This is a genomic window from Geodermatophilus sp. SYSU D00867 (assembly GCF_054050315.1).
The window spans coordinates 36,900-62,162 of the sequence record NZ_JBJGZC010000026.1 but is presented as its reverse complement, the minus strand read 5'-3'; the positions used below and the strand labels follow the sequence as shown (position 1 = coordinate 62,162).

Genomic DNA, 25,263 nt, shown 5'->3' with positions numbered 1-25,263 from the left:
GCGGGGGGGGCCCCACCACCCCCCCCCCCCCCCCCCCCCCCCCCCCCCCCCCCCCCCCCCCCCCCCCCCCCCCCCCCCCCCCCCCCCCCCCCCCCCCCCCCCCCCCCCCCCGCCCGGCCCGGTCGCTCACGCCCCCGGGAACGGCACGTTCTGCAGGCGCACCTGGCCGCGGGCGACGAGCTTGCCGTCCTCGGCGCGGGTGAGCTGCACCAGCCACAGCTGCAGGGTGCGGCCCTGCTGCACGGGCTCGGCGACGACGTCGAGCCGGCCGGCGGTGACCGGCCGCAGGAAGTCGGTGCTGTTGTTCACCCCGACGGCGAACTGGCCGCGGTCGGCGACGGCGGTGCTGGCGCCGATCGACGCCGCCGACTCGATCACCGTGCAGTAGACGCCGCCGTGCACGACGCCCCACGGGGTGTGGTGGTCCGGCCCCAGCTCGACGGTGCCGGTGACCCGCGTGCCGCTGACCTCGGCGACGTCGAACCCGGTGGCCGCGACGAACGCGCTCGCGGCGCTGCGGTCGACGTCGGGCACCTCGGCGCTCACGCGGCGTCCCACACCAGGCAGAACGGGTGGCCCACCGGGTCGGCGTAGACGCGGAAGTCGCCCCCGCCGCCGGGCAGCTCCCGCGCGCCCAGGGCGAGCACCTTCGGCTCCGCCTCGTCGACGTCGGTCACGTAGACGTCGAGGTGGAACTGCTGCGGGCGCTGCGGGTCCGGCCAGTCCGGCGGGACCAGGTCCGGCGCCTGCTGGAACGCCAGCCGGTGCCCGCGGCCGCTGATCACGACCCAGTCGTCGCCCGGGCCGCCCTTGCTCACCTCCAGCCCCAGCAGCTCGGCGTAGAAGGTGGCGAGCGCGTGCGCGTCGGGTGCGTCGATCACGACGGAGTGCAACTGACCGATCATGGGCCCCATCCTGGCCGGTCGGCGCCGTCCCCACCGCCCGTGATCAGGCCGTCCGTCGCAGGGATCCGGCCAGGGGGCAGGATCGGGACGTGCCCGACCCGACCGACCAGCCCCCCGCCCTCGGCTCGCTGACCTGGGTGCCCGCCGCCTCGCGCCCCGACCTGCTCGCCGGCCCGGTCGCGGCCGCGCTTCCCGGCCTGCCCGGGCCCGCGTGGGTCGCCCCCGTCGACGACGCGCTCGCCGACACCGCCGCCTTCACCGAGGCGTACGGGGTGCCGCCGGAGGCCTCGGCCAACTGCGTCGTCGTGGCCGCGCGCCGGGCGGGGCAGACGACGCTGGTGGCCTGCGTCGTCCTCGCGACCACCCGCGCCGACGTCAACGGCCTGGTCCGGCGGCACCTGGGCGCGCGCAAGGCGTCGTTCGCGCCGCAGGACGTCGCCGTCGCCGAGAGCGGGATGGCCTACGGCGGGATCACCCCGATCGGGCTGCCCGCGTCGTGGCCGGTGCTGGTCGACGCCGCGGTGGCCGCCGCGGGGCTCGTCGTCGTCGGCTCGGGGACCCGTGGCGCGAAGCTCGCCGTCCCGGGGCCGGTGCTGGCCGGGCTGCCCTCGGCGGAGGTCCTCGACGGGCTCGGGGTGCCGGTGGCCGAGGCGCCCCCGCCGGCGCCGGCGGCCCCGGCCGAGCGGGCACCCGACGACCGCGACCTCGGCTGGGGCGAGCGCCCCGACGACCGCGACCCGGACCGCCGGTACCTGGAGGACCGGCCGCCGCACTGGGGCTCCGACTAGTCGAAGGACCCCGTCCTCCCCACCCCTCGCTCGCTCGGGGCGGTGCCCTGGACGGGGCCGTTCCGGAGCAGGTCGCGGATCTGGGCGAGCAGCTCCACCTCGGTCGGCTCCGCGGGCCCGGCCTCGACGCCGCGCCGCCGCCGCTCGGTGATGCGCTTCATCGGCACCACGACGACGAAGTAGACGACCGCCGCGGTCAGCACGAACGTGACCACCTGGCTGACGAACGCGCCGTAGGTGAACGTCTCGCCGTCGACGGTGAACTCGCCGCCGACGCCGCCGCCACCGGTGACCAGCGCGATCAGCGGGGTGAGGAACGCGTCGGTGAACGCGGTGACGACCGCGGTGAACGCGGTGCCGATGACCACCGCGACGGCCAGTTCGACGACGTTGCCGCGCAGCAGGAAGTCCTTGAAGCCCTTGAGCACGCGGCCATCCCCTCACGGCGACCGCGGCAGGCTCAACGTCAGCGTGGCGGTGGTGGCCGCAGCGGCGAGAGTGGCGGCCGTGGCCTCGTCGACGGCGAGCACGAGCAGCCCGCCGTCGTCCCCGCCGGACCGGGGTGCGGCCAGGACCAGCGCGCCGCGGGCCACCGCCTCGGCCCGCACCGCGCCCGGGGCGGTGGCCAGCACGTCGACGCGGTCCCCGGCGGCGGCCAGCCCCGCGACGGCCAGGTCGGCGAGCCGGACGGGCGCGGCCACCTGGCCCGCCGGCAGCAGCGCCGTCAGGCCCGGGCCGAGCAGCCGGACGTCGGTGACCGGCTCGCCGGCGCGCAGCGGCGCGGCCAGCACCCGGCCGGCCAGCTCCGCCGGGTCGGCCACGACGCCCGCCGGGACCGTGCCGGCCGGCAGGTTCGCGGTGGCGAGCAGGTCGGCGCCCAGGACCGTCCCGGCGGGCAGGTCGCCGGCGGCGGTGACCACCGGCGTGCCGGCGGGCGGGGCCGCGACCGGGGCCGGCGGCGGGCGCAGGGCGAGCAGCAGCGCGCCGACGACGAGCGCCGCCGCCAGGCACCGGCGCAGCAGGAGGGCGGGGGAGCGGGGACGGCGGAGGCGGACCACCGGCCCAGGCTCGCCGCCCGGCGGCCCCGGCGGGGCCGGGACGGGGGAGCTGTGGAGCGGCCGTCCGGCTGTGGACGGCCCGGGCTCAGCTCGCGGCGGCCTTGCTCCCGCCGCCCGAGGACGAGGACGACGACGAGGACGAGGACGAGCCGCTGCCGGACGACGACGTCGAGGAGGACGACGAGTCCGAGGACGACGGGCTGGTGCTCTTCGACGAGTCGCCGGCGGACGAGCCGGACCGGCTGTCGGTGCGGTAGAAGCCCGAGCCCTTGAAGACCACGCCGACGGAGCCGTAGACCTTGCGCACGGGGGCGCCGCAGGTCGGGCACTCGGCCACGGCCGCGTCGGTGAAGGACTGCACCACCTCGAACTGGTGCTTGCCCTCGGGGTTGGTGCAGACGTACTGGTACGTGGGCACGGCGTGGCACTCCTGGTCGAGCGGGGGTGGGACGGGCCGACGCCGGCGGAGGCTGGCACTCGGGACCCTCGACTGCCAATGATGCGCCACGCCGCGACCCGCCGTCCACGGATGTCGGCGAGCGTCACGATTGCGGCGCGCGAGCACGGGATTGCGGCGGGCGCCGACCACCGGCTCTGGTCGGTGCTTGGCGAGTACCCGGCCGACGACCTCACCGGACTCCTGCGCGCCCACTGCAACCCGTGGCTGCCGCTGACCACCGCGACCGACCACTGGCGTGCGCAGCCGGCTGCCCCCCGCCCGCGGTCGACCCTGCGGGCCCGCCTGACCACCCGACGTCTCGAGCCCGACCGCGCCCCGCCACGTCATCGTCGAGGCGCCCGCGACGCCACCCCCGCCACCGCCTGGGCGTTGGAGGACGCGTACACCCGGGCCACCGTGCAGCCGGCATCCGGGCACTTCACCAGCTCGGCCTCACCGACGAGCGGCCCCAGGCCCGCGTGAAGGTCCGCGACCTCGCCGCCGACGCCTCAGAGCTCGCCGTCCCCGGTGGGCACACCGTGGCGGTCCCACACCGGCTGGGCGCCGCGCTGCTGCGGCAGCGGCTGCACGCCTGCATCGTCGGGCAGCGACCCAGTGATCAGCTGCTCACCTTTGACGGCTCCCCGACCGCGCCTTCGGCGCTGCTCTGGTACTGAGCCACAGGCGGCGTCATCCCGTCCGTGCCCACCGACGCGCCACACCGCCCGTGACGTGTTCCGGACCGTCGGACGAGCTCAGGGAGCCTCCTCATGGCCGTCGACGAGATGACCTCCTACGGCGTCCGGCACGGCACTCCGCCCGTAGCCGCTTCCGTAGGGGGCGGCGCGGCACGGTCACACGGCGGACCGGCCGGCAGTGTCGGACGTCGGCCCATCCGGTGTCCCTGGTGCCGCGGGGCGCGGCGTATCCGCCTCCTGGGCACGGAGCAGGCGACGCAACAGGAGCAGCCCGATCAGCGTCACCCCCGCTCCCATCGCGGTCGGCAGCACGTCGGGACCCAGCGGGGACGTGGTCGCGATGTCGAACCAGGAGTGGAACACCGCGACGACGAGCAGGCTGCCGCGGCCAATCCCGGACAGCCACGCGAATATCCACGACGCCACCCAGATGCTCGCGGCGAACCCGACGAACCCGACCGCGGGCATCGCCCGGTAGCTGGGCGTGATGCCGAACAGTAGCAGATGCCAGCCCGCCCACACGATCGCCACGACGTTGGCCGCGGTCACCAGCGGGTAGCGACGCTCCAGCTGTGGCTGCAGGAACCCGCGCCAGCCGATCTCCTCACCGAAGCCGAAGAACACCAGGTTCGCGACCCAGAACACGCCCACCGGCAGCGCGGCGAACTCCTCCGACCGCCCGAACGCCGCCCAGTTCAAGTCCGTCGGGGACTGACTGGTCGCCCACGCCGCGGCGCTGCCGCAGACCAGCAGCAGCGCCGGCGGCACGCCGACCGCGAAGGCCCACGCCCGGCCCCGGCCGCGCCACGCGACCAGGCGCCGCCCCAGAGCGGCTAGCCCCGTGCGGCCGGTGACCGCGGCGGTGACCACGACCGCCGCGACGGCCGGTCCCAGGCTCCCCAGCAGGTGCAGCACCGGCCACGGACCGCCGCCGATCCAGCCCTGCGTCTGGGCGAGCAGCGGCAGCCACACCGCCCAGGACAACCCCACCGCCGACACCACGTACGCGGTCACCGGCCGCCGCCGCATCCACCCGCTCATCGCCGGTCATCCTCACCCGACCGGACCCCGCTGCAGCACGAACCGAACTCCGCACAGGTCCGGCGTCACCCGTCGGCTGCGCCCCGCGAAGCACCACGACGGCGGAGCAGCGCCGCGCCGCCGGCGGCGCCGGCCACCAGCCACGGGTGGGCGCTGGCCCAGAGGGCGGCGCGCAGGGCACGGCGCAGCAGGTCGGCCTGGCGCGCCGAGGCGGGCGGTGCGTCCGCCGGCGTCCAGTCGAAGGTCCGCAGCCGCGCGAGGAAGCCCTGCCAGACGCAGCCCTCGAGGCTGTGCACGTAGATCTGGTCGGTGAAGCGCCGGGCCAGACGCAGATCGCGGGCGAACTCGTCCCAACTCTGGGTGGGCATCTGCGGATGCCCGGGGATGTCCGGGCCACCGCCGGTGGTGCCGACTGCGATGGCGGCCGCCTCGGGTCCGTAGCTCCACAGCAGCCCAGGCCCGATCCCGCGCATGAACGAGGTGTACTGCATGTACACCTCGCGGTCGGTGCGCACGTCGACCAGGCCGAGGAGGCGTTGCAGCAGGGTGGAGCCGGCCCGGCGCTCGTCGGCGATCGGCGGGAACTGGTAGTTCTCCACCGGCCAGCCGTCGGCGTGGATGCGCTCGACCAGGGCGGCGTAGTCGGCCCCCGCCCGGGCCGGCCGGGAGCGGTCGGTCAGCCGCGGGGCCAGCAGCGGGATCACCCCCCAGGGATTGCGCATCAGCTGCTGGTAGAAGGAGGCGTCGGGTTCGATGTCGAGGCCGACGGCATCCCAGGCCAGGCCGTGCTCCTTCGTCCAGGCGGTGAACCGGGCGTAGCTGGCCCGGGCCTGCGGCACGTTGTCCGGCGTGAAGTAGTAGCCCTGATCGGCCGGGAGCAGCGGCACGCCGACGACCGGGATCCCGGCGTCGTTCAACTGCGTCACGACCTCGGCCCGCTTGGGGTGGTAGTCGGACAGCATGAGCACGACGCGGGCCCGCAGAGCCTGCAGATCGGCGAGCACCGCGGGCTCGTCGAACAGGGCCGTGAGCCGGGTGACGTCCAGCTCACAGGCGAAGGTCAGGGTGGGTGGCTGCAAGCGCTGGCCTCCTGCGGTCGGTGGGGCGGCGTCCCGCTCGTGGGGCGGCGCGAACGCCGCCGCTTCCTGGGACGGGTGCCCGTCGGTGGCGCCGGGGGGGTGGAGTGCTTCCACGGTGTACCTCCGGCGTCGTCCGGCGCGGTCCGCGGGTCAGCGTCACACGCTGGCCGGGGCGGCGCCCCTCCACGAGTTGATCAGGGGCCGGCCTCAAGCCCGACCTCCGTGGCCGGGCTCTCCAGGCGGCGGCGGAGGTCGGCGCCGAACCGGGTGGCGGGGGCGCCGTCGACGAAGTTGTGGTCGACGGTCACCGTGAGGTCGAGGACGTCGCGTACGGCGATCTGCTCGCCGACGACCCGGGGGCGCCTGCTCAGGCCGCCGACGACGACCAGCACCGACGCGAGCATGGGGGCGCGAGGGCGAAGGCCCCGGCGCCGGCGAAGATGCCTACCTCGGTCACCTGCACGGTGCCGGTGAGCTGGTGGGCCTGCACCGAGCGGCGCATCACCGCGTCCATCGCCGGGAACGACCCCTCCGCCGCCCGGCCCGAACCGCGGCGGTGACCGCCCGCCGGCTGGACGGGAACGGCAGCACCTCCACGCCACGGGAGCGGCCGGGGCCGGTCACCGGACCGGGCATCACGTCGACCTGCCCGACAGTTGCAGCCGGGTCACGTGCCGGCCTGCTCCGGCCTGCTCCGCACCCGCGAGCCGGCGGTGGCGGTCCGCCGTTCGGCCCGCTGCCGGATGCCGTGCAGCATCCGCCGGGTCATGACCAACGTCACCGGCTCACCGATCCGGGTGGCGATGCGCAGCCCTGGCTGCGGGGCGACCTCGGTGCGGGAGCGGGCCAGCAGCCGGCACCGCCCGTCGCCGACCGGAACGATGTGGAACGACCACACGCCGTTCCATGGGTGCTCCGGCGGCGCCTGACGCAACACCAGCGCCCGCGGCGGGTCGACCCGCGCGACGGTGAAGGCGTACCCGGCCGGCATCGGGCCGTAGCCCTCGGGAACGACCACGACGCGGTCGCCGGCGGCCAGGTGCTGCCACTCCCCGCGGATCTCCTCGGCGCTGTGGATGTGCAGCCCGATGAGGTTCTCCAGCCAGTCGTAGCTGTACATGCCGCCGCGGTTCTGGCCCATCTGCACCAACCAGGCCCACACCTGCACGGGAGGGGCGGCGACGGTCACCGCCAGCGTCGTGTTCTCGGCCGGAGGGGGCACGAGCTCGTCGCCGGGCAGCACCGCGGCCACCTCGTCGGCGGTCGCGCCCCAGTGCCGGCGGGCGTGCACGACCTGCAGGCCGACCGCCGCCGCGCCGGCGGCGAGGAGAAGCGGACGCAGCATGCGGGTCACCTCTACGGCGACACGTCGAGGTCGAGGTTCTGCAGGGCCATCTCGGCGTAGCGGTACTCCCCGTCGGGCAGGTGCCACACCGCCGCTCCGCCGGTCATCTGCGGCCGGCCGTCGACAACGGTCCAGCCGGCCACGGGAGTGCTCCACGACGCCCGTACCGGGCCGCCGGGCAGGTCGGCCCAACGGTCCTCGCTGCGGAAGTCCCGCGGCCGGCCCGCCTCGTCGAGGAACACCTCCGCGCTGACCGTGTGGCCGGCGTCGGTCACCGCGACCCGGAAGCTGTGGTCGCCGGCGGCCTCCCAGGCGGTGCGCGGGTGCAGCAGCATGCCCGGGGCGAGGAGCACCGCGTCGTTGAGCCAGGTGGTCAGCTCGCCGATGTCGAACTCCGGTCCGGACCCGTCGGCGACGGTCACCAGGCCCAGCGCCTTGCCCATCATCCGCCCCGCGCCCGCCCGGTAGGTGTCCCAGCCCCACATCGGTAGCACGCGGGCGACCAGCAGTCGCATCCGGAACAGCCGGGCCACCTCAACGCCGGAGTTGTACTGCCAGGCGTTCAGCGGCAGCCACGGCTGATCCGGTCCGCGACGGAAGCGGCCGATGAAGTGGGCCCGTAGCGACCAGCTGCGCGGCCGGCCGACCACGCCCATCGCCCGCAGGTACCGCGCGACCACCGGTAGCAGCCCGGCCAAGTCGTCCTCGGTCACCGGGGCGGCGGTCGCCGGCCGGCCAGGCAGCCTCGTGGCGGCCAGGCTTCGGCGAAACGCCGGCGGTGGCCGGACGGCGGTGGCCCGTTCAGGCGTGAATGTCGACATGCTCCCCCGTCTGACCTGCCAGGAGTCGGTGCCTGGTCCGATCAGACTGTCTCGGAGGACCCGGGCAGCAGCAAGGCCTGACGGTCCTGTGCCGGGCTGAACCTCCGCCTTGAGCAGCGGCGGCCGGCTGCGTCCCCGGCCTCCCGTGGGCAGGGGCGCAGCAGTGTGACGGCCATCCGCGTTCGCGGCCGCCGGGTCAGACGCCCATCGCCGAACTGGCCGCCATCTGACACTCCCCGACGCAGAGCGAGCACTCGTGCAACCGCGATCCCGCACTCACGACCGCACACCGGAGGCACACACCGATTGCGGTCGTCCTCATCGCGTACGCGAAGGTGACGCTCGCCGACAACGGATGTCGGCGAGCGTCACGTCCGCGTGGGTGCGCGGCGGGCCGATCCGTCGTCCCCCGGTGGCAGGGTGCCGGTGCCGCCGGGGTGGCGGCAGCAACGCGAGGGGGCGAGGCGGCATGCGGGACGTGGAGGTCCGCCGGCACGTGGCGGCGCCGGCGGAGCGGGTGTGGGCGGTGGTCACCGACCTCGCGGGCTCGCCGCAGGTGGTCCGGGGCATCCACGCGGTGGAGGTCCTGACACCGGGGGAGTTCGGCGTCGGGACGCGGTGGCGGGAGACCCGCACGGTGCTGGGGCGCTCGGCCACCGAGGAGATGACGGTCACCGCCGTGGAGCCGCAGCGGTCGTACACCACCGAGGCGGTGCGGCCGGGCGTCCGGTACCTGTCGACGGTCGCCGTGACGCCGGCCGGCGACGGCGGCAGCGACCTGGTGATGACGTTCGGGGCCCGGCCGACGTCCACGGTGACGCGGGTCCTCGGGGCGGTCACCGGCCCCATGGGCCGGCGCGCGGTGACCCGGGCGCTGGAGGCGGACCTGGCCGACCTCGCCGCCGCGGCGGAGCGGTCCTGACGCGCTCGGCGCTCAGCGGCCGACGAAGCGCAGGACGGCGTCGTTCACGACCGCGGGGGCGTCCTCGTGCACCAGGTGGGAGGCGCCCGGCACGACCACCTGCTCGGCGGAGGGCAGCAGGTCGGCGAGCCAGTCGCCGAGTGCCCGGTTCACCGCCGGGCTCCGCTCGCCGGTGAGCAGCAGGGCCGGGGCGCGCACGGTGCGCAGCTCCGCCTCGGTCACCGGCGGGAACCCCGCGCGGAACTCGGCCTGCAGCGTGTCCGCGCTCTCCCGCATCTGCTGCCGGCGCTCGGGTGTCATGGCGGCCAGGGCCCGCCGGCCGAGCACGCCGCGGGCGAACAGCTCCAGCGCCCGCTCCGGGTCGCCGCGCCGGTACGCCCAGGCCACGGGTGCGGAGGTGCGCAGCCCGAACCCGAGCACCGCGAGCGTCGCGCGGGGCCGGCGGCGCAGGGCGCGCGCCAGGTCGGCCGCCCGCGGGCGGGCTCCCGGGCCGAGCACCAGCGGCAGCAGCGGCGGCTCCTCGAGGACCAGGCTGCGGACGACGTCCGGGTGCTGCAGCGCGGTGAGCAGGCAGACGTACGCGCCCCACGAGTTGCCGACCAGGTGCGCCGGCGAGGCGTCCAGCGCCCGCAGCAGCGCGACGAGGTCCGTGACGTGCACCGGCATCGGGTCCGGCGCGCCGGCGGGCAGAGGCGCGTTGGGGCGGGCGAAGCGGCGGCTGTAGGCGAGGACCCGGCACCGCGCGCCGAGCGGCCCGAGCTGGGCGGCCCAGGTGCGCAGGTCACCGAGGCCGCCGTGGACGAGGACCACCGGCTCGCCGGTGCCCACCTCCCGGTATGCCAGCGACGCCCCGTCGACCGTCACGTGCCGCAGCGTCCCGAACCCGCTGCCCGGTGCCTGGATCCCGACCATGCCCGCTCCTCGGTCCCGCGGGCAGCCCAGCGTCCTCGCCGGCCGGTCCGGGGGGCAACCGGCGCGACCGCGGCTCAGCCGGGCAGCCGCGCCACCCGGCGCACCGCGGCCAGGCCGGCGTCGGTGCCCGGCCAGTGCCGGCGCACCGCGTCGGCGCCGGCGCGGCGGACCACGGAGCGCAGCACGAGGGCCACGGCGACCGCGTCGTCGGCGTACCCGATCACCGGGACGACGTCGGGCACGAGGTCGACCGGGAGCGCCAGGTAGCCCAGCAGCAGCCACAGCCGCACGCGGACCCCGCGGGGGAGGGACCGGTCGGCGGCCAGCCGGCGGACCAGCCGCAGCACGTCGGGCAGCAGCCGCACCAGCTCCCGCGCCCGCAGCTCGTCGGGCCGGGCCACCCAGAGCGCCGCGACCAGCGCCAGCCAGCACAGGAGCAGGCCCCCGCCGATCCCGACCAGCGTCCACGCCCACCCGGGCACCGCGTCCTCCTCGCGCCGGCGCGACGCTACGTCGCCGGCTGCGGCTCCACCACCGCGGACGGGCGGGGCGTCCCCGGTGCCGGCACGGGCACGGCCGGCTGCAGCCGCAGACAGAGCAGCACGACGTCGTCGTGCAGCCGCTGGCCGCCGGTGAGCTCGGCCATCACCGCGTCGCACCAGCCCCGGGGGTGGACGCCGTCGAGCCCGGCGGCGACCGACGCCAGGCGGGCGAGGCCGGCGTCGAGGTCGGCGTCGCGCCGCTCGACGAGGCCGTCGGAGTACCAGAGCAGCGTCGAGCCGGGCGGGACCTCGACCTCGTCCTCCGCGCGCGGCCCGGCGGCGGCCGACAGCGGCCGCGACCGCCCGCCGGTGAGGTACCGGGCCTGGCGGCCGGTCACCAGCAGCGGGGGCGGGTGGCCCGCGCAGGCGTAGCGCAGCCGGCAGGTGACCGGGTCGTACTCGCCGTAGCCGATCGTGGTGAGCGCCGCGCCCGGGACGGCCGCCGACGCCCGGTCCAGCGCCTCGAGGACCGCGGCGGGCCCGTCGTGCGGCGCGGCGGCCAGGACGCTCAGCGCCGAGTGCAGCCGGCCCATCGCCGCCGCGGCCCGCAGGTCGTGGCCGACGACGTCGCCGACGGCGAACCCGACCCGGCCGAAGGGCAGCGGGAAGGCGTCGTACCAGTCGCCGCCGATGTCGTGCTGCTGGTCGGCGGGGCGGTAGCGGCCGGCGAGCACCGCGCCGGGCAGCTCGTCGGGCACGGCGGGCAGGAAGGCCCGCTGGAGCTGGTGGGCGGCGTCCCGCTCCTCCTCGTACAGCCGGGCCCGGTGCAGGGCGGGGCCCATGAGCTCGGCCAGCGTGCGCGCCATCGCCTCGACGTCGTCGTCGACCTCGTCGTCGGCGAAGCGGAAGCCGAGGGCCCCGAACGTCGTGCCGGCGACCCGCGCCGGCACCGCCAGCCCGGCGGGGGAGCGGGTCCGGACGGCGGCGCCGCGGCGGGCGGCGGTGGCCAGCGGGGACGGGTCGGCGAGCGGCAGCCCGGCCTCCCCGTCCCCGTCCGTGGTCCACACGCGCAGCCGGCCGCCCTCCCGGTCGACCACCCCGACGGTGCCCGAGTCGGCGAGCAGCGCGAGACCGGAGCGGACCAGCACCGCGGCGATCGCGTCGGTCGTCGCGGCGGTCGCGAGCCCGGCGGTCACCCGCTGCAGCGCCTCCACCCGGCGGCGGGCGGCGGCCTCGCGGCGGGACACCGACCGTGCCCGGTCCCGCTCGCCGATCTCCACGGCCAGCAGCCAGGCGCCGAGGACCGCGACGGCGATGAACGCCTGCAGGACGGCGGCCTCCACCTGCGGGGTGTCGTGGAACGGGGCCCACGGCCCGCGCCCGACCACGGTCATGACGTTGGCGGTGACCGCGACCACCAGCCCGGCCTCGGTGACGACGGCGACCCCGTACCGGACCGCCAGCCAGGTGAGCCAGGGGATGGTCAGCCAGGCCACCGGCACGCCGACCGGCCAGAAGACGGCCGCCGTCACCGCGGCGGTCAGGAGCAGCAGCGCCGCCCGCCGGGCCGGGGCCGGCCGGCCCCGGCCCAGCCGCCAGGTCAGCACGGCCCCGCCCACGGTCAGCGCGCCGAGCCCGTCGCCGGCCCAGAACGGGACGAGGCCGTCGAGCACCGCGGGCCCCTGCGACAGGTGGATCGTCAGCGAGCCGACCAGCCCGCCGACCAGCGGGCCCGCGAGCACGCCGCAGAGCAGGAACGCCGTCAGGTGGCGGCGGCGGCCCAGGTCCGGGACCGGCGCGAACCGGCGCAGCAGGAGGGCGCCGACGAGGGGCTCGGCGGTGTTGGCCAGGGCGAACCCCCACGCGGCGACCGGGCCGATGCCCATGGCCCGGTCGATCACCACCTCGACCAGCGCGGCCGTGGCCAGGACCCAGGGCCACCGGCGCCGGTCGCTCAGCACCAGCGCGGAGAGGGTGACCCCGGCCGGCAGGAACAGGACGGCGCCGGTGCTCGACGCCTCGAACAGCAGGAACGAGGTGAGCGACCCGGCGGTGTACCCCGCAGCGACGGCGAGGACGAGCCGCCAGGGCACGGGCAGGCGCGTCATCCCGGCCTCCGACCAGTGGAGGGGCCCCGCGCGCCTGGTTCGACGGAGGCAGCCTCGTGCACGACCCTGGCAGGTGCGCGGCCGGAGCGGTAGGGGTGATCGTCGCGACCGGTCGGCGGGCGCCGGGTCAGGCGACGGCGAGCTCCCCGCCGAGCTCCCGGCCCGCGGTCCCGACGTCCCGGGTGGACCGGACGGCGGCGGCCACCGAGCCCGCGGCGGCCTGCAACTGCTCGGCGGTGTGCGTGGCCATCACCGACAGCCGCAGCACCCCCTTGCCGCGCGGGACGGCGGGGTAGGCGACGGCGTTGCAGTAGACCCCCGCCTCGTAGGCGGCCCGCCACGCGGCGGCGGTCGCCTCCTCGCTGCCGGTCGGGACCGCGATGACCGCGCCGCTGCCGGGCAGGGGCGGGGTGCCGGCGACGGACAGCTCCACGCGCAGGCGGGCGCCGTTCTCCTGCAGCCGGTCCCGGCGTTCGGGCTCCTCGCGGAGGATGCGCAGCGCGGCCAGTGCCGCGCCGACGCCGGCCGGCTCGTTGGCGGCGCTGAAGACGTAGGGCACGGCGCTGGCCCGGATGCCGTCGGCCACCGCCCTCGACGTCAGCACGGCCCCGCCCACGCTGGCCAGCGACTTGCTGAAGGCCAGCGTCACGGCGTCGACCCGGTCCAGGACGCCGCAGAGCTCGGCCGCGCCGCGGCCGTGCTCGCCGAGGACGCCGAGGCCGTGCGCCTCGTCGACCACCAGGCGCGCGCCGTACGCGGCGCAGAGGTCGGCGAGGCCGGCCAGCGGCGCGGTCTCGCCGGTCATCGAGTACACGCCGTCGACGACGACGACCGCGCCGGCCCGCGGGTCGAGCCGGTCCAGCCGCCGGGCCAGCGACTCGAGGTCGTTGTGCCGGAACCGGGTCACGGTGCCGCGGCTGGCGGCCGCCCCGGCGTGCACGCTGGCGTGCGCGTGCGCGTCGACCAGCAGCGCGTCGTCGGAACCGCAGGCGGTGGACAGCAGCGCGACGTTGGCGTTGACCCCGGAGGAGGTCAGCACGGCCGCCTCGACGCCGTAGTGGTCGGCGAGCTCCTCCTCCAGCTGCAGGTGCAGCCGGGTGGTGCCGTTGAGGACGCGGCTGCCCGAGGTGCTCGTGCCGAACCGGCGGACCGCGGCCACGGCCGCCTCGACGACCCGCGGGTCACCGGCCAGGCCGAGGTAGTTGTTGCTGCCCAGGTTCACCCGCGGGACGCCGTCGTCGTAGACGGTGACCGGCTCCGGGGCGCCCGCCGTCGGGACGCCGTGGGTGCCCACCCCGGCGCGGTCGTGCTCCCGCAGCAGGGCGGCGAGCGGGTTGCCGAGGAGGGGGGCGAAGGCGTCGCGCCGCCCGGTCGCGGGGGTCGGTGCGGGCTTCTCGCCGTGGGGCACGAGGTCTCCGTTCACGTGGTGCCGTTCAGGAACCGGCCGGTCCGCCGGCCGCTGCCCACCCTCGGTGGCCGGTGACTCTCCGTCAACGGTGCATCAGCTCACAGTCCGGGCGGGTGACACCCGTCCCCCGGCCAGGCGTCATGCGGTGGTCGGCCGCTCACAGTGCGTACCACCGGATCCGGTGGCGGGAGGATCATCCGGGTGACGACGCGCCGGTACCGTCGCCGCCGTGACCGCGCGCTGGCTCGACGACACGCAGCAGCGGGCCTGGCGTGCCTGGCTCACCCTCGCCGAGCTGCTCCCGCGCGAGCTCGACGCGCAGCTGCAGCGCGACGCCGGCCTCTCGCACGCCGCCTACGTCGTGCTCGCGATGCTGTCCGAGGCACCGGGCCGCAGCCGGCGGATGAGCGACCTCGCGCGGCGGGCCAACCAGTCGCAGAGCCGGCTCTCGCACACCGTGGCGCGGCTGGAGGACCGCGGCTGGGTCCGCCGCGAGCGCTCGCCCGAGGACGGCCGCGGGAACGTCGCCGTGCTCACCGACGCCGGCTGGGACCTCGTGCGCAGCGTCGCGCCCGGGCACGTGGCCGCCGTCCGGGGTGCGCTGTTCGACCCGCTCACCGCCGAGCAGACGGAGGTGCTGCGCGAGGTGCTCGAGACCGTCGTCGAGCACCTCGACCCCGACCGCTCCCGCCGGGTGCCGCACGGCGCGGACACCCCCGGCTGAGCGCAGGGAGCCGGCCGGTCCCGGCGGCGTTGCGCGCGGTGGTGTCCGGGACCGCGTCCCTGCCGCTGTCCGTCCTCGAGCCGGCCACCGTCGGCTCGGGGCGGTCCACCGCCGATCCCCTGGCCGCCACCACCCGCGTGGCGCAGGCCGCCGACCGGCTCGCGCTGCCCGGGCAGCTCCTGCGGCCGGCGATCCGCACCGACCGGCCGCGCCCGGTGCCCACCCCGGAGGAGGCGCGGACCGCCCCCGAGCGCGCCGCGGCGGAGAGCACGCCGAGCAACGCCGTCGTCGGCGACCCGGCGCAGGTCGCCGCGCAGCTGCGGGAGCTGGCCGCGGCCACCGGCGCCGACGCGCTGATGCTGTCGGCGTCCACCCACGGCGTCGCGGAGCGGGTCCGCAGCCTGGAGCTGGTCGCGGCGGCCCGGGGGCTGGTCCCGGAGGCCACCGCGGCCTAGCGTCCCGCCATGGGAGCGCGCCTGGCCGCCTACCTCAGCTACCGCGACGCACCGGCCGCCCTGGCCTGGATGGCGGCGCTCGGCTTCACCGTCGTCCGGCGGGCCGACGCCGGCGACGGCACCGTGGCGCACGCGGAGGTCCGCTGCGACGACGTCGTCCTGATGGTCGCCAGCGACGACGCCGGCTACGTGCGCCCGCCGCTGCGCGGCCGGTCCACCGGGTCGGGGCTGTACCTGGTGCTCGACGACCCCGCCGACGTCGACGACCGCTTCGCCCGCGGCGTCGCCGCCGGCGCGACACCGGTCATCGCCCCGGAGGACACCGAGTGGGGCACCCGGCGCGCGCGGCTGGTCGACCCCGGCGGCCAGGAGTGGAGCTTCGGCACCTACGCCCCCGGCCTCACGGGGTAGGTCGTCAGCGCCCCAGCCGGCGGTAGCGGTGCAGGCGGCTGCGGTGCCGCTCGGCGTCGTCGCGGCCGAGCAGCCCGGCCAGCTCCTCGCCGAGCACCCGGCCCAGCCGGCGGCAGAACTCGACCGGCTCGTCGGCGGCGTCGGGCCGCTCGGGCACCACGCGGTCGACGATCCCGGCCCGCCACAGGTCGGTCGCCCGCACGCCCTGCGCGGCGGCCATCTCCGGCGCCCGGTCGACGGTGCGGTGCACGATCGCCGCGGCGCCCTCCGGCGGCAGCGGGCCCAGCCAGCCGTTGGCCGCGGCGAGCACCCGGTCGGCGGGCACCAGCGCCAGCGCGCCGCCGCCGGTGCCCTGGCCGAGCAGCACCGCGAGCGTCGGGGCCTTGAGCGTCACCAGGTCCTCGAGGCAGCGGGCGATCTCCGCGGCCAGCCCGCCCTCCTCGGCCTCCACCGACAGCGCCGCGCCCGGCGTGTCGATGAGCGTCACCAGCGGCAGGTGCAGCTCGGCGGCCAGCCGCATGCCGCGCCGGGCCTCGCGCAGCGCCGCCGGACCCAGCGGCGCCGACAGCGACTGCCCGCGCCGGTCCTGCCCGAGGACGACGCACGGCGCGCCGCCGAAGCGGCCCAGCGCCAGCAGCAGGCCGGGGTCCTTCTCGCCGGCACCGGTGCCCGAGAGCCCGACGACGTCGGTGGCCGCCGTCCGCAGCAGCCGCCGCACGCCCGGCCGGTCGGGCCGCCGGGACGCGGTGACGACGTCCCACGCGCTGCGGCCGTCCTCCGGGTCGTCGTCCTCGGTGCCGTCCTCCGGTGTCGGGCGCTCCGCCTCCCGCACGTCGGCGTGCCAGGTGCGCCGGGCCGACAGCACCGACAGCGCCCGGTCGGCGAGGTCGGCGACGTCCTCGTGCGGCACGACGGCGTCGATGAGCCCGCGCCGGGCGAGGTGGTCGGCGGTCTGCACGCCCGACGGGAACGGCTCGCCGTAGAGCGCCTCGTACACCCGCGGGCCGAGGAAGCCGACCGCCGCGCCGGGCTCGGCGATGGTCACGTGCCCCAGCGACCCCCACGAGGCGAGCACCCCGCCGAAGGTGGGGTCGCGCAGGTAGACCAGGTAGGGCAGGCCCGCGGCCTTGTGCCGGGCGATCGCCGCGGTGATGCCGACCATCTGCAGGAACGCGACGGTGCCCTCCTGCATCCGGGTGCCGCCGGACACCGGCGCGGCCAGCAGCGGCAGGCCCTCCTCGGTGGCCCGCTCGATCCCGGCGACCAGCCGCTCGGCCGTGGCCACCCCGATCGAGCCGGCGAGGAAGCCGAACTCCCCGGCGAGGACGGCCACCCGCCGGCCGCGCAGCCGGCCCTCGCCGGTGACGACGGCCTCGTCCTGGCGGCTGCGCTCGGCCGCGGCGCGCAGCTCGGCGGCGTACCGCGGGTCGACGTCGCGGGGGCCGATCGGCGCGTCCCAGCTCGTCCAGGAGCCGGGGTCGAGGACCAGGTCGCGCAGGGAGCGGGCGTCCAGCCTCCGCGTCACTGCGCGAGCCAGGCGCGGACCGCCTCGTCCGACCCGCCGAGCACCGGGGGAGCGGCGTGGTCGCGGCGGGTGGTCTCGGTCTCGCCGTCGGGACCCGCGGCGAAGAAGCGCAGCGGCGGGCCGGGCAGCTGCAGCCGGCCGAGGGTGGCGTGCTCGACGTCGACCAGCAGGCCCTGCGAGAGGGTCTGCTCCCAGCCGTAGACCTCGTCGATCGTGCGCACCTTGCCCGCCGGGACGCCGGCGGCGGCCAGCCGGGCCAGCAGCGTCGCGGCGTCGACGTCGGCGAAGGCGCGCTCGAGCAGCTCGATGACCTGCTGCCGGTTGCCCACCCGCTCGCCGTTGGTGGCCAGGCCCGGCGCCTCGGGGTCCAGGTCGAACTCGGCGCACAGCCGCCGCCACAGCGACTCCGACCCGCAGGACAGCTGGACGCTGCCGCCCTTGCAGTGGAACAGGCCGTACGGGGCGATCGAGGGGTGGTGGTTGCCCTGCGCGCGGCCGACCTGCCCGCCCACCGTCCACGCCGTCCCCTGGAAGGCGTGCACGCCGACGACGGCGGCCAGCAGCGACGTGCGCACCACCTGGCCGCGGCCGGTCCGCTCCCGCTCGTGCAGCGCGGCGAGCACGCCGTAGGCGCCGTACATGCCGGCCAGCAGGTCGCCGATCGGGACGCCGACGCGCTGCGGGTCGTCCGGGCCGGGGCCGGTCAGCGACATCAGCCCGGCCTCGCCCTGCGCGATCTGGTCGTAGCCGGCGCGGCCGCCCTCGGGGCCGTCGTGGCCGAAGCCCGAGATCGACAGGGTGACCAGCCGCGGGTTGAGCTCGGCGAGCACGGCGGTGCCGAAGCCGAGGCGCTCGAGCGTGCCGGGGCGGAAGTTCTCCATCAGCACGTCGGCCCGGCGGACGAGCTCGCGCAGCAGCTCCTTGTCGCCCTCGTCCTTCAGGTCGAGGGTCACCGACTCCTTGTTGCGGTTGGCCGACAGGAAGTACGTCGACTCCCGCTCACCGGCCTCGGGCTGCACGAACGGCGGCCCCCACCCGCGGGTGTCGTCCCCGCCGCCGGGGTTCTCCACCTTGATCACCCGGGCGCCGAGGTCGCCGAGCATCATCGCGGCGTGCGGCCCGGCCAGCGCGCGCGTCAGGTCGACGACGAGCACGCCGTCCAGTGGTCCGGTCACGAGCCCTCTCCCGTCGGGGTCTAGAGCCAGCCGGGGACCACGAAGACCAGCCAGGCGAGGAACGGCCCGGCGGCCACGACGATCCCGGCGTAGGCCAGCATCTGCTTGTAGAAGCGGTCCCGGTCCACCCCCTGCGCGTTGGCCAGGACCAGCGCGCCGTTGGTCGAGAACGGGCTGACGTCGACGATCGTCGACGACACGGACAGCGCCACCACGACCCCGACGGCGCCGATGTCCCCCGACTGCAGGAACGGCACCGCCAGTGCGATGGCGACGCCGATGATCGCGGTCGACGACGCGAACGCCGACACCACCCCTCCGATGTAGCAGAGCAGCAGCGCGATCAGCAGCGGGATCCCGAGGCCGATGACGGCCTCGCCGACGTAGTCGATCGTGCCGGCCTCCTGCAGCACGAACACGAAGGTGAGCACGCCGGCGATCAGCAGCACCGTCGACCAGCTGATCTGGCTGACCGCGCCCTTGTGCCGGGCGGCGGCGAACAGCGCGAGCACGGTGGCCACGGTGATCGACACGAAGCCGATGTCGAGGTCGAACACCAGCGCGAGGACGGCGACGGTCACCAGCCCGACCAGCGTGAGCACCTGGTCGAAGGTGACCGGCTGCGGGGCGGTCGCGCCGTCTTCCGGACCCTCGCCGGTGCCGTCGCCGCCGCCGGTGGTGTCGGGGCCGACGGCGGGGCCGGGGGGAGCGCCGTGCCCGCTGGCCACCGGCTCCTCGGCGCGCTCGGCGTGCGTGGGCACCGCCGTACCCACCCGGCGGCCGAGCAGCCGGCGCCCGCCGAACACGAGGAAGAGCACCACGCCGATCGCGAGGTTGAAGAACAGGCTGCCCAGGAAGACCGCGCCGGGGCTGGAGGGCAGCCCCTCGGCGTCGACGATCTCGTTGACGGTGACGCCGTAGACGCTGATCGGCGAGAAGCCGCCGCCCTGCGCGCCGTGGACGACCATCATCCCCATGAGCAGCGGGTTGATGTCGTAGCGCGAGGCGAACCCCAGCGCGATCGGCGCGACGATCGCCACCGCGGCGGGGGAGAGCGCGCCGATCGCGGTGAGCAGCGCGGTGACGGCGAACATGATCCACGGGATGGCCGCCACGTAGCCGCCGACCAGCCGCACGGCCCCGCGCACCAGCAGGTCGACCGTGCCGTTGTTCTGCGCGATCGCAAACAGGTAGGTGACGCCGATCAGCGTGACGACGAGCTCGGCCGGGAAGCCGGCGAGGATGTCGTCGGTGGTCAGCCCGACCGACAGCGTGCCCACGAGGAAGGCCGCGACGAACGCCAGCGCTCCCATGTTGATGGGCAGGAACGTGGCGATCGCGAAGATGGCGACCAGCGCCAGGATCGTGACGATCTCCGGGGACACGGGGAGCTCCTCGACGTCGGCGCTGACGGGTCGACCCACCGTGTCACCTACCGGCCGGTATCTCCTGCCAGCCGCCGGAGGGGGTGACGACGGCGGTCACCGGGCGGTCGTGCTCCAGGGCCGGCAGCCGGTCGACCAGCTCGTCGTCGAAGACCAGCGCCGCGACGACCGCGCCGGGGCGGGCGTGCTGCAGCGCGCGGTCGTAGTAGCCGCCGCCCCGGCCCAGCCGCACGCCGGTGCGGTCCACCGCCAGGGCCGGGACGACGACCACCTCCGCCGTCCCCAGCGCCGTCGGCCCCAGCCGCGGCCCCACCGGCTCCAGCAGCCCGAAGCGGCCGGGCGCCAGCCGGCCGGTGTCGACCGCCCAGCGCAGCTCGGCGCCGCTGTCCGGGACCACCGGCAGGAGCACCCGGGTCCCGAGCTGGGTGAACACCGCGGGCAGCCGCCCGTGGCCGGGCTCGGTCTCGTCGGGCACGAAGGCGGCCAGCAGCCGGACCCCGGCCAGGCGCTGGAGGAGCGCCGCGGCGACCGCGGCGGCCGCGGCGGCGCGCTCGGCGGCGGGACGGGCCCGGCGGCGGGCGGCGACCGCCTCGCGCAGCGCGGCCTTGGTCGCGTCGCCGTCCTGCGCGGAGGTCACCCGCGAAGGTTAGAGGCGGGGGACCGGGCCGCGGCCGGCTGGATAGGCTCCCACCCCATGTCGACCCCGACGCCGCGTCCGGCGCGCAAGGCCGTCATCCCCGTCGCGGGGATGGGGACCAGGTTCCTCCCCGCCACCAAGGCGGTGCCCAAGGAGCTGCTGCCCGTCGTGGACCGGCCGGCGCTGCAGTACATCGTCGAGGAGGCCGCCCGGGCCGGCCTCGCCGAGGTGCTCATGGTCACCGGCCGCAACAAGGCGGCGATCGAGGACTTCTTCGACCGCACCCCCGAGCTCGAGACCGCGCTGGAGAAGAAGGGCGACGCCGACCGGCTGGCCGCCGTCCACGAGTCCACCGAGGTCGCCCAGGTGCACTTCGTCCGGCAGGGCGAGGCGCGCGGGCTGGGCCACGCGGTGCTCCAGGCGGCCGCCTTCGTCGGCGACGAGCCCTTCGCCGTCCTGCTCGGCGACGACCTGATCGACGCCCGCGACCACCTGCTCGAGCAGATGCTCGCCGTCCAGGCCGAGCACGGCGGCTCGGTGATCGCCCTGCTCGACGTCGGCCGGGAGAACATCGACAAGTACGGCGCGGTCGCGGTCGAGCCGGGCTCGTCCGACGGCGTGGTGACCGTGACCGGCCTGGTGGAGAAGCCGCCGGTCGACGAGGCGCCGAGCAGCCTGGCGATCATCGGCCGCTACGTGCTCGCCCCCGAGGTGTTCGAGGTGCTGCGCGAGACCGCGCCCGGCCGCGGCGGGGAGATCCAGCTGACCGACGCGCTGGCCACGCTGGTCGAGCGCGGCGAGCCGCTGCACGGCGTGGTCTTCGACGGCCGCCGCTACGACACCGGCGACAAGCTCGACTACCTCAAGGCGGTCATCCGGCTGGCCGCCGAGCGCGAGGACCTCGGTCCCGCGCTGCGCTCCTGGCTCACCGAGTTCGTCGCCGACCTGCCCGCCGAGGGCGCGTCGCAGGCCTGACCCGCTCCCCGCAGGGGGGACGATCACAGCGATGAGCGAGAACGGCACGCCCGGGGCGCGGGACACCACGGCGCTGGACCTCCGCAGCGGGGCCACCCTCGACCCGCCGACGTCCTCGCGGTTGCCGGTGCACACCACCGCCGCGATCGGCCCCGACGCGGCGCTCCCGGCCCCGCCGGCGGCCGCCGAGCCCGAGACGCCGGCGCTGCGCACCGTCGAGACGCACCTGGACGAGATCCTCGCCGCGGTGCCGCAGCCGGAGCCGATCGAGCTGGCCGTCCTCGACGCCCAGGGCCTGCTCTGCGCCGAGGAGGTGGTCAGTGCCCGCGCGCTGCCCGCCTTCGACCAGGCCGCGCTCGACGGCTACGCCGTCCGGGCCGAGGACGTCGCCGCGGCCACCCCGGACGTGCCGGTGGAGCTGGCCGTGGTGGGGGAGACCGTCGCCGGCGCCGCGGGCCCGACCGCGCTCGCGCCGGGGCTGGCGCAGAAGGTGGGCGCCGGCGCGATGCTGCCCACCGGTGCCGACGTCGTCGTCCCGGCCGTGTGGACCGACGGCGGGCTGGTCCGGGTGCAGGTGCACGGCGCGCCCGAGGCCGGCAGCTACGTCCGGCGGGCCGGCGACGACGTCTCGCCCGGCACCGTCGCCGTCCGCACCGGCACCCCGATCGGCCCGGCGCAGATCAGCCTGCTCGCCGCCGTCGGGCGCGACCGGGTGCAGGTCCGGCCCCGGCCGCGGGTCGCCGTCCTGTCCGCCGGCAGCGAGCTGGTCGACATCACCGCCCAGCCCACGCCCGGTCAGGTGGTCGACGTCAACACCTATGCCCTGGCCGCGGCCGCCCGCGACGCCGGGGCGGCCGCCTACCGCTGGGGGATCCTGCCCACCGACCGGCGCCGGCTGACCGAGGTGCTCGAGAGCCAGCTGCTGCGCAGCGACCTGGTGCTCATCGCCGGCACCTTCGCCGCCGAGGGCGACCTGGTGCAGGAGGTCCTCGCGGAGCTGGGCCCGATGCGCTTCCGTCAGGTGACGATGCACCCGGGACCGGTGCAGGGCTTCGGCCGGCTGGGCCGGGACGAGGTCCCGGTCATCTGCGTGCCCGGCGAGCCGGTGGCCGCGCTGGTGTCCTTCGAGGTCTTCGTGCGCCCGGCAATCCGCTCGATGCTGGGCAAGCGGCAGCTGTTCCGCCGCACCGTGCAGGCGATCTCGGCCGAGCGGCTGGTCTCGCCGCTGGGGTACCGGCAGTACCTGCACGGCCAGGTCATGCGCCACCCCGACGGCGGCTACGTCGTCGAGCCGCTCGGCGACGGCGACGAGGCGATGCTCGCCCGGATGGCGCGGGCCAACTGCCTCGTCGTCGTCGACGAGGACGTCACCGAGGTCGCCGAGGGCGGGCTCGTGACGGTCATGCCGCTGCTGCTGGGCGGCTGAGCTGGACCCGGCGCAGCACCCGGGCTGGCCCGCCCGCCTCGCCCACGGCCCGGTCGAGCTCCACCCGCTCCGCCGCGGCGACGCCGCCGAGTGGAGCCGGCTGCGGCTGGCCAACGAGTCCTGGCTGCGGCCCTGGGAGCCCTCGGCGGGGGTGGCCTGGTCGGTGCGGCACACCCCGGCGGCCTACCGCGCGATGCGCCGCTCGGTCGCCCGCCGCGCCCGGGCCGGGGCGGCGATGCCGTTCGCCGTCCGGGTGGACGGGCAGCTGGCCGGGCAGGTCACCGTGGACAACGTCGTGCGCGGCGCGCTGCGGTCGGGGTCGCTGGGCTACTGGATCGACCGGGAGGTGGCCGGGCGGGGCGTGGCCTCGCTCGCCGTGGCGCTGGTCTGCGACCACGCGTTCGGCCCCGGCGGGCTGCACCGGCTGCAGGCCGACATCCGCCCGGAGAACGGGCCGAGCCAGCGGCTGGTCGAGCGGCTGGGGTTCCGCCGGGAGGGGCTGCTGCGCCGGTACCTCGACATCGACGGCGACTGGCGCGACCACCTCGCGTACGCGCTGCTGGTCGAGGACGTGCCGCAGGGCGTGCTCGGGCTCTGGGCCTCCCGCGCACCTCGCTGACGCGTCGACATTCCATTCACGCTTCGTGAGCAGTCGACCACGAATCGACGCGCCGCTTGGCGAATCCCTTCCGTCACACGACCACTCGCGCGACACGCCCAGGAACCTCCCTCTAGCTGGGGATTCGCGTGCATAACCTGCCGCGGCAAGTGACTCGTGTGACGGGTGGTGTTCTCGATGGGGTCAGGCGTGCTTCTCGCCGCGCTGGTCGTGCTGTGGTTCGTCGTGCTGGTGCCGATGGTGGTGACCCGCGGCGACTCCTCGGCGACGCGCGCGGAGGTCACCCGGGGCCGGACGCTGCAGCGCCGGCGCGTGGGTGACCCGGTCCGCTCGGCGGAGACCGAGCGGGTGGCGGTGGACCGCGACCTGCTGCGGCAGACCGGCGAGCTGCGGATCGACGTGCACGCCGTGCGGCGGCGCACGCTGGCCGGGCTGCTGGCGCTGACGCTGCTGGCGCTGGTCGGCGCGCTGACCCTCACCCCGTGGCTGTGGGTGGCCCAGGGGGTGCTCGACGTCGCGCTGGTCGGCTACCTCGTGGTGCTGCGCGCCGCCGTGCGCCGGGAGCGGGCCGCCGCCCGCCGGGCCGCCCGCACCGCCGCCCGCTCGGCCGTGCGGCCGGCCCCCCGGCCCGCGCCGAGGCCGGCGCCCCGGGTGGTCGAGCCGCTGGTCGCCGAGCCGGTGCTGGCCGACGAGCCGCTGCACCCGACGGTCGGCCTGCCGCACCCGAGCCTGCCGCTCGCGCCGGTGCACCCGCTGCGCCCGGCCCGCGTGGTGGCCGCCCGCCCGGTGCCGGCCGGCTGGCAGGACAGCGCCGTCGTCGGCCTGGACGACGACGACATCGGCTTCGCCGACATCGACCTGTACCAGCCGCGCGTGGTCAACGGCTGAGGCGCCGACCCCCCGGGTGCCACCCCGCTGGTGGCGCCCGGGGTCGCGGGCGGTAGTCTTGGGCCCGCAGTCAGGGGCTGTAGCGCAGTCCGGTAGCGCACCTCGTTCGCATCGAGGGGGTCAGGGGTTCAAATCCCCTCAGCTCCACCCAGACCGCACCACCGCCGACGCCGTCGGGGCACCCGCCCCGGCGGCGTCCGCCGTTCCGGGACCCGGACGACGGTCAGGCGGGCGTCGGCGCCATCTCCCACGGCGCCTCGGGCAGCACCTCGCCGGTCTCCAGCAGCGACTTGAGGTTGGCGCACACGGCCGGCCAGCCCTGGGAGACCTGGCCCAGCTCGGTCTCCCCGGCGAGGTTCTCGTGCGTCACCGTCAGCCGGACGATGCCGCCGTGCTCCTCGACGAGGAACGTCACGACCGAGTCCCCGCCCGGCGGCTCCACCCCGTCGGCCTCCCCGAAGGTCATCACCAGGCGCCGCGGGGGATCGGTCTCGAGCACCCGGCCGCCGGCGTCGGCGATCCCCGATCCGTCGGTGCGCCGGTGCTCCCAGCGCGAGCCGGGCTGCCAGTCCGAGACGTTCGCGTGGCCCCAGAAGCGGGCCGTGAGGTCGGCGTCGGTCAGGGCGCGCCAGACCTGCGCGGCCGAGGCGCGGACGTACGTGACGTAGACGTAGGTGGGGACCCGCTCGCTCATGGCGTGCTCCTCTGCTGCGGTGCGGATGGCGGACAGCGCCTGCAGGCGCGGCCGGTCGAAAGCCGCGATCCACCGCCGCTCGATCTCGGCGATCGGGACCGGGTTGAGGAAGTGCAGCCGCTCCCGGCCGCGGCGGACGGCGGTGACCAGCCCCGCGGAGACGAGGACGTCGAGGTGCTGCGTGGCCGACTGGCGCGCCATGCCGGTGCCCGCGCACAGCTCGCCGAGCGTCTGCCCGTCACGCTCCCGCAGGCGGTCCAGCAGGAGTCGCCGGGTGCGGTCGGCCAGCGCCTTGAAGACGGCGTCCTCGCCTCCGGGCTGCACGCCGCCGATCGTGCAGGCA

Annotated in this window: 31 protein-coding genes and 1 tRNA gene; 12 read left to right on the top strand and 20 right to left on the bottom strand. The window is 76.6% G+C overall.

Going from position 1 to position 25,263, the window contains the following annotated elements:
• Positions 1-126 precede the first annotated feature (126 nt).
• Both ACI8AK_RS20465 and ACI8AK_RS20460 read right to left on the bottom strand, forming a co-directional pair.
• Positions 127-546, bottom strand: a complete 420-nt coding sequence (locus tag ACI8AK_RS20465) for a PaaI family thioesterase (RefSeq protein WP_456957764.1) — start codon at positions 544-546, stop codon at positions 127-129.
• Positions 543-905 carry a VOC family protein gene (locus ACI8AK_RS20460; protein WP_456901667.1) on the bottom strand — a complete coding sequence of 121 codons (363 nt, stop codon included), beginning with the start codon at positions 903-905 and terminating at the stop codon, positions 543-545. Before ACI8AK_RS20460 ends, ACI8AK_RS20465 begins: the two co-directional genes overlap by 4 nt.
• An 89-nt stretch (positions 906-994) precedes the next feature.
• Between ACI8AK_RS20460 and ACI8AK_RS20455 the strand changes: the two genes are divergently transcribed.
• Complete coding sequence (locus ACI8AK_RS20455; protein WP_387987965.1) at positions 995-1,693, top strand: YbaK/EbsC family protein; 699 nt, start codon at positions 995-997, stop codon at positions 1,691-1,693.
• Here ACI8AK_RS20455 and mscL read toward each other — a convergent pair.
• The 3 genes from mscL to ACI8AK_RS20440 all read right to left on the bottom strand — a co-directional run bounded on the left by mscL (position 1,690) and on the right by ACI8AK_RS20440 (position 3,169).
• On the bottom strand, positions 1,690-2,121 hold the full coding sequence (mscL, locus tag ACI8AK_RS20450) for a large conductance mechanosensitive channel protein MscL (protein ID WP_456957763.1): 432 nt from the start codon (positions 2,119-2,121) through the stop codon (positions 1,690-1,692). The genes ACI8AK_RS20455 and mscL overlap by 4 nt on opposite strands.
• Positions 2,122-2,133: 12 nt before the next feature.
• Entirely contained in the window at positions 2,134-2,751 is a 618-nt protein-coding gene (gene cpaB / locus ACI8AK_RS20445) for a Flp pilus assembly protein CpaB (protein WP_456957761.1), read from the bottom strand.
• Between the two features lie 85 nt (positions 2,752-2,836).
• Complete coding sequence (locus ACI8AK_RS20440; RefSeq protein WP_456901664.1) at positions 2,837-3,169, bottom strand: FmdB family zinc ribbon protein; 333 nt, start codon at positions 3,167-3,169, stop codon at positions 2,837-2,839.
• 111 nt (positions 3,170-3,280) lie between these two features.
• On the opposite strand from ACI8AK_RS20440, the gene ACI8AK_RS20435 reads away from it, so the two are divergent.
• Both ACI8AK_RS20435 and ACI8AK_RS20430 read left to right on the top strand, forming a co-directional pair.
• Positions 3,281-3,673 carry a hypothetical protein gene (locus ACI8AK_RS20435; protein WP_456957759.1) on the top strand — a complete coding sequence of 131 codons (393 nt, stop codon included), beginning with the start codon at positions 3,281-3,283 and terminating at the stop codon, positions 3,671-3,673.
• The gene (locus tag ACI8AK_RS20430) at positions 3,670-3,867 is read left to right on the top strand and encodes a hypothetical protein (protein ID WP_456957757.1); all 198 of its coding nucleotides are present in this window, start codon (positions 3,670-3,672) and stop codon (positions 3,865-3,867) included. The genes ACI8AK_RS20435 and ACI8AK_RS20430 overlap by 4 nt, the downstream gene beginning before the upstream one ends.
• 177 nt (positions 3,868-4,044) lie before the next feature.
• Here the strand turns inward: ACI8AK_RS20430 and ACI8AK_RS20425 are convergent, their stop codons facing one another.
• The 6 genes from ACI8AK_RS20425 to ACI8AK_RS20400 all read right to left on the bottom strand — a co-directional run bounded on the left by ACI8AK_RS20425 (position 4,045) and on the right by ACI8AK_RS20400 (position 8,066).
• A complete protein-coding gene (locus ACI8AK_RS20425) occupies positions 4,045-4,929 on the bottom strand; it encodes a CPBP family intramembrane glutamic endopeptidase (protein WP_456957755.1) in 885 nt (294 codons plus the stop codon).
• Between the two features lie 65 nt (positions 4,930-4,994).
• On the bottom strand, positions 4,995-6,008 hold the full coding sequence (locus ACI8AK_RS20420; RefSeq protein ID WP_456957753.1) for a hypothetical protein: 1,014 nt from the start codon (positions 6,006-6,008) through the stop codon (positions 4,995-4,997).
• 194 nt (positions 6,009-6,202) lie between these two features.
• Positions 6,203-6,400 (bottom strand): 2-oxo acid dehydrogenase subunit E2, encoded by a 198-nt coding sequence (locus tag ACI8AK_RS20415; protein WP_387987957.1) that lies wholly within the window; start codon positions 6,398-6,400, stop codon positions 6,203-6,205.
• A complete protein-coding gene (locus ACI8AK_RS20410) occupies positions 6,376-6,522 on the bottom strand; it encodes a hypothetical protein (protein ID WP_456957752.1) in 147 nt (48 codons plus the stop codon). Before ACI8AK_RS20410 ends, ACI8AK_RS20415 begins: the two co-directional genes overlap by 25 nt.
• Before the next feature lie 153 nt (positions 6,523-6,675).
• Positions 6,676-7,353 carry a hypothetical protein gene (locus ACI8AK_RS20405; RefSeq protein ID WP_456957751.1) on the bottom strand — a complete coding sequence of 226 codons (678 nt, stop codon included), beginning with the start codon at positions 7,351-7,353 and terminating at the stop codon, positions 6,676-6,678.
• Positions 7,354-7,364: 11 nt separating this feature from the next.
• A complete protein-coding gene (locus ACI8AK_RS20400; protein WP_456957749.1) occupies positions 7,365-8,066 on the bottom strand; it encodes a DUF6544 family protein in 702 nt (233 codons plus the stop codon).
• A gap of 577 nt (positions 8,067-8,643) precedes the next feature.
• Here ACI8AK_RS20400 and ACI8AK_RS20395 point away from each other — a divergent pair.
• On the top strand, positions 8,644-9,096 hold the full coding sequence (locus ACI8AK_RS20395) for an SRPBCC family protein (RefSeq protein WP_456957748.1): 453 nt from the start codon (positions 8,644-8,646) through the stop codon (positions 9,094-9,096).
• A gap of 12 nt (positions 9,097-9,108) precedes the next feature.
• On the opposite strand, the gene ACI8AK_RS20390 is transcribed toward ACI8AK_RS20395, so the two are convergent.
• The 4 genes from ACI8AK_RS20390 to ACI8AK_RS20375 form a co-directional block, all read right to left on the bottom strand.
• Entirely contained in the window at positions 9,109-10,008 is a 900-nt protein-coding gene (locus ACI8AK_RS20390) for an alpha/beta fold hydrolase (protein ID WP_456957746.1), read from the bottom strand.
• 74 nt (positions 10,009-10,082) lie between these two features.
• Positions 10,083-10,490: a DUF1232 domain-containing protein gene (locus ACI8AK_RS20385; RefSeq protein ID WP_456901659.1), complete on the bottom strand. Its 408-nt coding sequence runs from the start codon at positions 10,488-10,490 to the stop codon at positions 10,083-10,085.
• A 26-nt stretch (positions 10,491-10,516) separates the two neighbouring features.
• Entirely contained in the window at positions 10,517-12,598 is a 2,082-nt protein-coding gene (locus ACI8AK_RS20380; protein ID WP_456957745.1) for a SpoIIE family protein phosphatase, read from the bottom strand.
• A 127-nt stretch (positions 12,599-12,725) separates the two neighbouring features.
• Positions 12,726-14,006 (bottom strand): aminotransferase class I/II-fold pyridoxal phosphate-dependent enzyme, encoded by a 1,281-nt coding sequence (locus ACI8AK_RS20375; RefSeq protein WP_456957743.1) that lies wholly within the window; start codon positions 14,004-14,006, stop codon positions 12,726-12,728.
• A gap of 229 nt (positions 14,007-14,235) precedes the next feature.
• Between ACI8AK_RS20375 and ACI8AK_RS20370 the strand changes: the two genes are divergently transcribed.
• The 3 genes from ACI8AK_RS20370 to ACI8AK_RS20360 are packed head-to-tail and all read left to right on the top strand — an operon-like array spanning position 14,236 to position 15,596.
• Positions 14,236-14,730 (top strand): MarR family winged helix-turn-helix transcriptional regulator, encoded by a 495-nt coding sequence (locus tag ACI8AK_RS20370; RefSeq protein WP_456957742.1) that lies wholly within the window; start codon positions 14,236-14,238, stop codon positions 14,728-14,730.
• A 41-nt stretch (positions 14,731-14,771) separates the two neighbouring features.
• On the top strand, positions 14,772-15,185 hold the full coding sequence (locus ACI8AK_RS20365) for a hypothetical protein (RefSeq protein WP_456948790.1): 414 nt from the start codon (positions 14,772-14,774) through the stop codon (positions 15,183-15,185).
• Positions 15,186-15,194: 9 nt separating this feature from the next.
• Positions 15,195-15,596: a VOC family protein gene (locus ACI8AK_RS20360; protein ID WP_456948789.1), complete on the top strand. Its 402-nt coding sequence runs from the start codon at positions 15,195-15,197 to the stop codon at positions 15,594-15,596.
• A 4-nt stretch (positions 15,597-15,600) separates the two neighbouring features.
• Here ACI8AK_RS20360 and ACI8AK_RS20355 read toward each other — a convergent pair whose 3' ends face one another.
• The 4 genes from ACI8AK_RS20355 to ACI8AK_RS20340 are packed head-to-tail and all read right to left on the bottom strand — an operon-like array spanning position 15,601 to position 20,318.
• Positions 15,601-17,121: a carboxyl transferase domain-containing protein gene (locus tag ACI8AK_RS20355; RefSeq protein ID WP_456948788.1), complete on the bottom strand. Its 1,521-nt coding sequence runs from the start codon at positions 17,119-17,121 to the stop codon at positions 15,601-15,603.
• Positions 17,118-18,296, bottom strand: coding sequence for a CaiB/BaiF CoA transferase family protein (locus ACI8AK_RS20350; RefSeq protein ID WP_456957740.1), 1,179 nt, complete (start codon positions 18,294-18,296; stop codon positions 17,118-17,120). Before ACI8AK_RS20350 ends, ACI8AK_RS20355 begins: the two co-directional genes overlap by 4 nt.
• A gap of 20 nt (positions 18,297-18,316) precedes the next feature.
• Entirely contained in the window at positions 18,317-19,720 is a 1,404-nt protein-coding gene (locus ACI8AK_RS20345) for an SLC13 family permease (protein ID WP_456957738.1), read from the bottom strand.
• Positions 19,721-19,724: 4 nt separating this feature from the next.
• Positions 19,725-20,318 carry a 5-formyltetrahydrofolate cyclo-ligase gene (locus tag ACI8AK_RS20340; protein ID WP_456901655.1) on the bottom strand — a complete coding sequence of 198 codons (594 nt, stop codon included), beginning with the start codon at positions 20,316-20,318 and terminating at the stop codon, positions 19,725-19,727.
• 57 nt (positions 20,319-20,375) lie between these two features.
• On the opposite strand from ACI8AK_RS20340, the gene galU reads away from it, so the two are divergent.
• From galU to ACI8AK_RS20315, 5 genes are all read left to right on the top strand, one after another.
• Entirely contained in the window at positions 20,376-21,293 is a 918-nt protein-coding gene (gene galU, locus ACI8AK_RS20335; RefSeq protein WP_387987943.1) for a UTP--glucose-1-phosphate uridylyltransferase GalU, read from the top strand.
• Positions 21,294-21,324: 31 nt separating this feature from the next.
• Positions 21,325-22,719: a molybdotransferase-like divisome protein Glp gene (gene glp, locus ACI8AK_RS20330; RefSeq protein ID WP_456957736.1), complete on the top strand. Its 1,395-nt coding sequence runs from the start codon at positions 21,325-21,327 to the stop codon at positions 22,717-22,719.
• Between the two features lies 1 nt (position 22,720).
• A complete protein-coding gene (locus ACI8AK_RS20325) occupies positions 22,721-23,338 on the top strand; it encodes a GNAT family N-acetyltransferase (protein ID WP_456948935.1) in 618 nt (205 codons plus the stop codon).
• A 189-nt stretch (positions 23,339-23,527) separates the two neighbouring features.
• Positions 23,528-24,226: a divisome protein SepX/GlpR gene (gene sepX / locus ACI8AK_RS20320; RefSeq protein WP_456957734.1), complete on the top strand. Its 699-nt coding sequence runs from the start codon at positions 23,528-23,530 to the stop codon at positions 24,224-24,226.
• A gap of 73 nt (positions 24,227-24,299) precedes the next feature.
• Positions 24,300-24,373 (top strand) — tRNA-Ala (locus tag ACI8AK_RS20315).
• 76 nt (positions 24,374-24,449) lie between these two features.
• Here ACI8AK_RS20315 and ACI8AK_RS20310 read toward each other — a convergent pair.
• Positions 24,450-25,244, bottom strand: coding sequence for an ArsR/SmtB family transcription factor (locus tag ACI8AK_RS20310; protein WP_387987940.1), 795 nt, complete (start codon positions 25,242-25,244; stop codon positions 24,450-24,452).
• Positions 25,245-25,263: the final 19 nt, after the last annotated feature.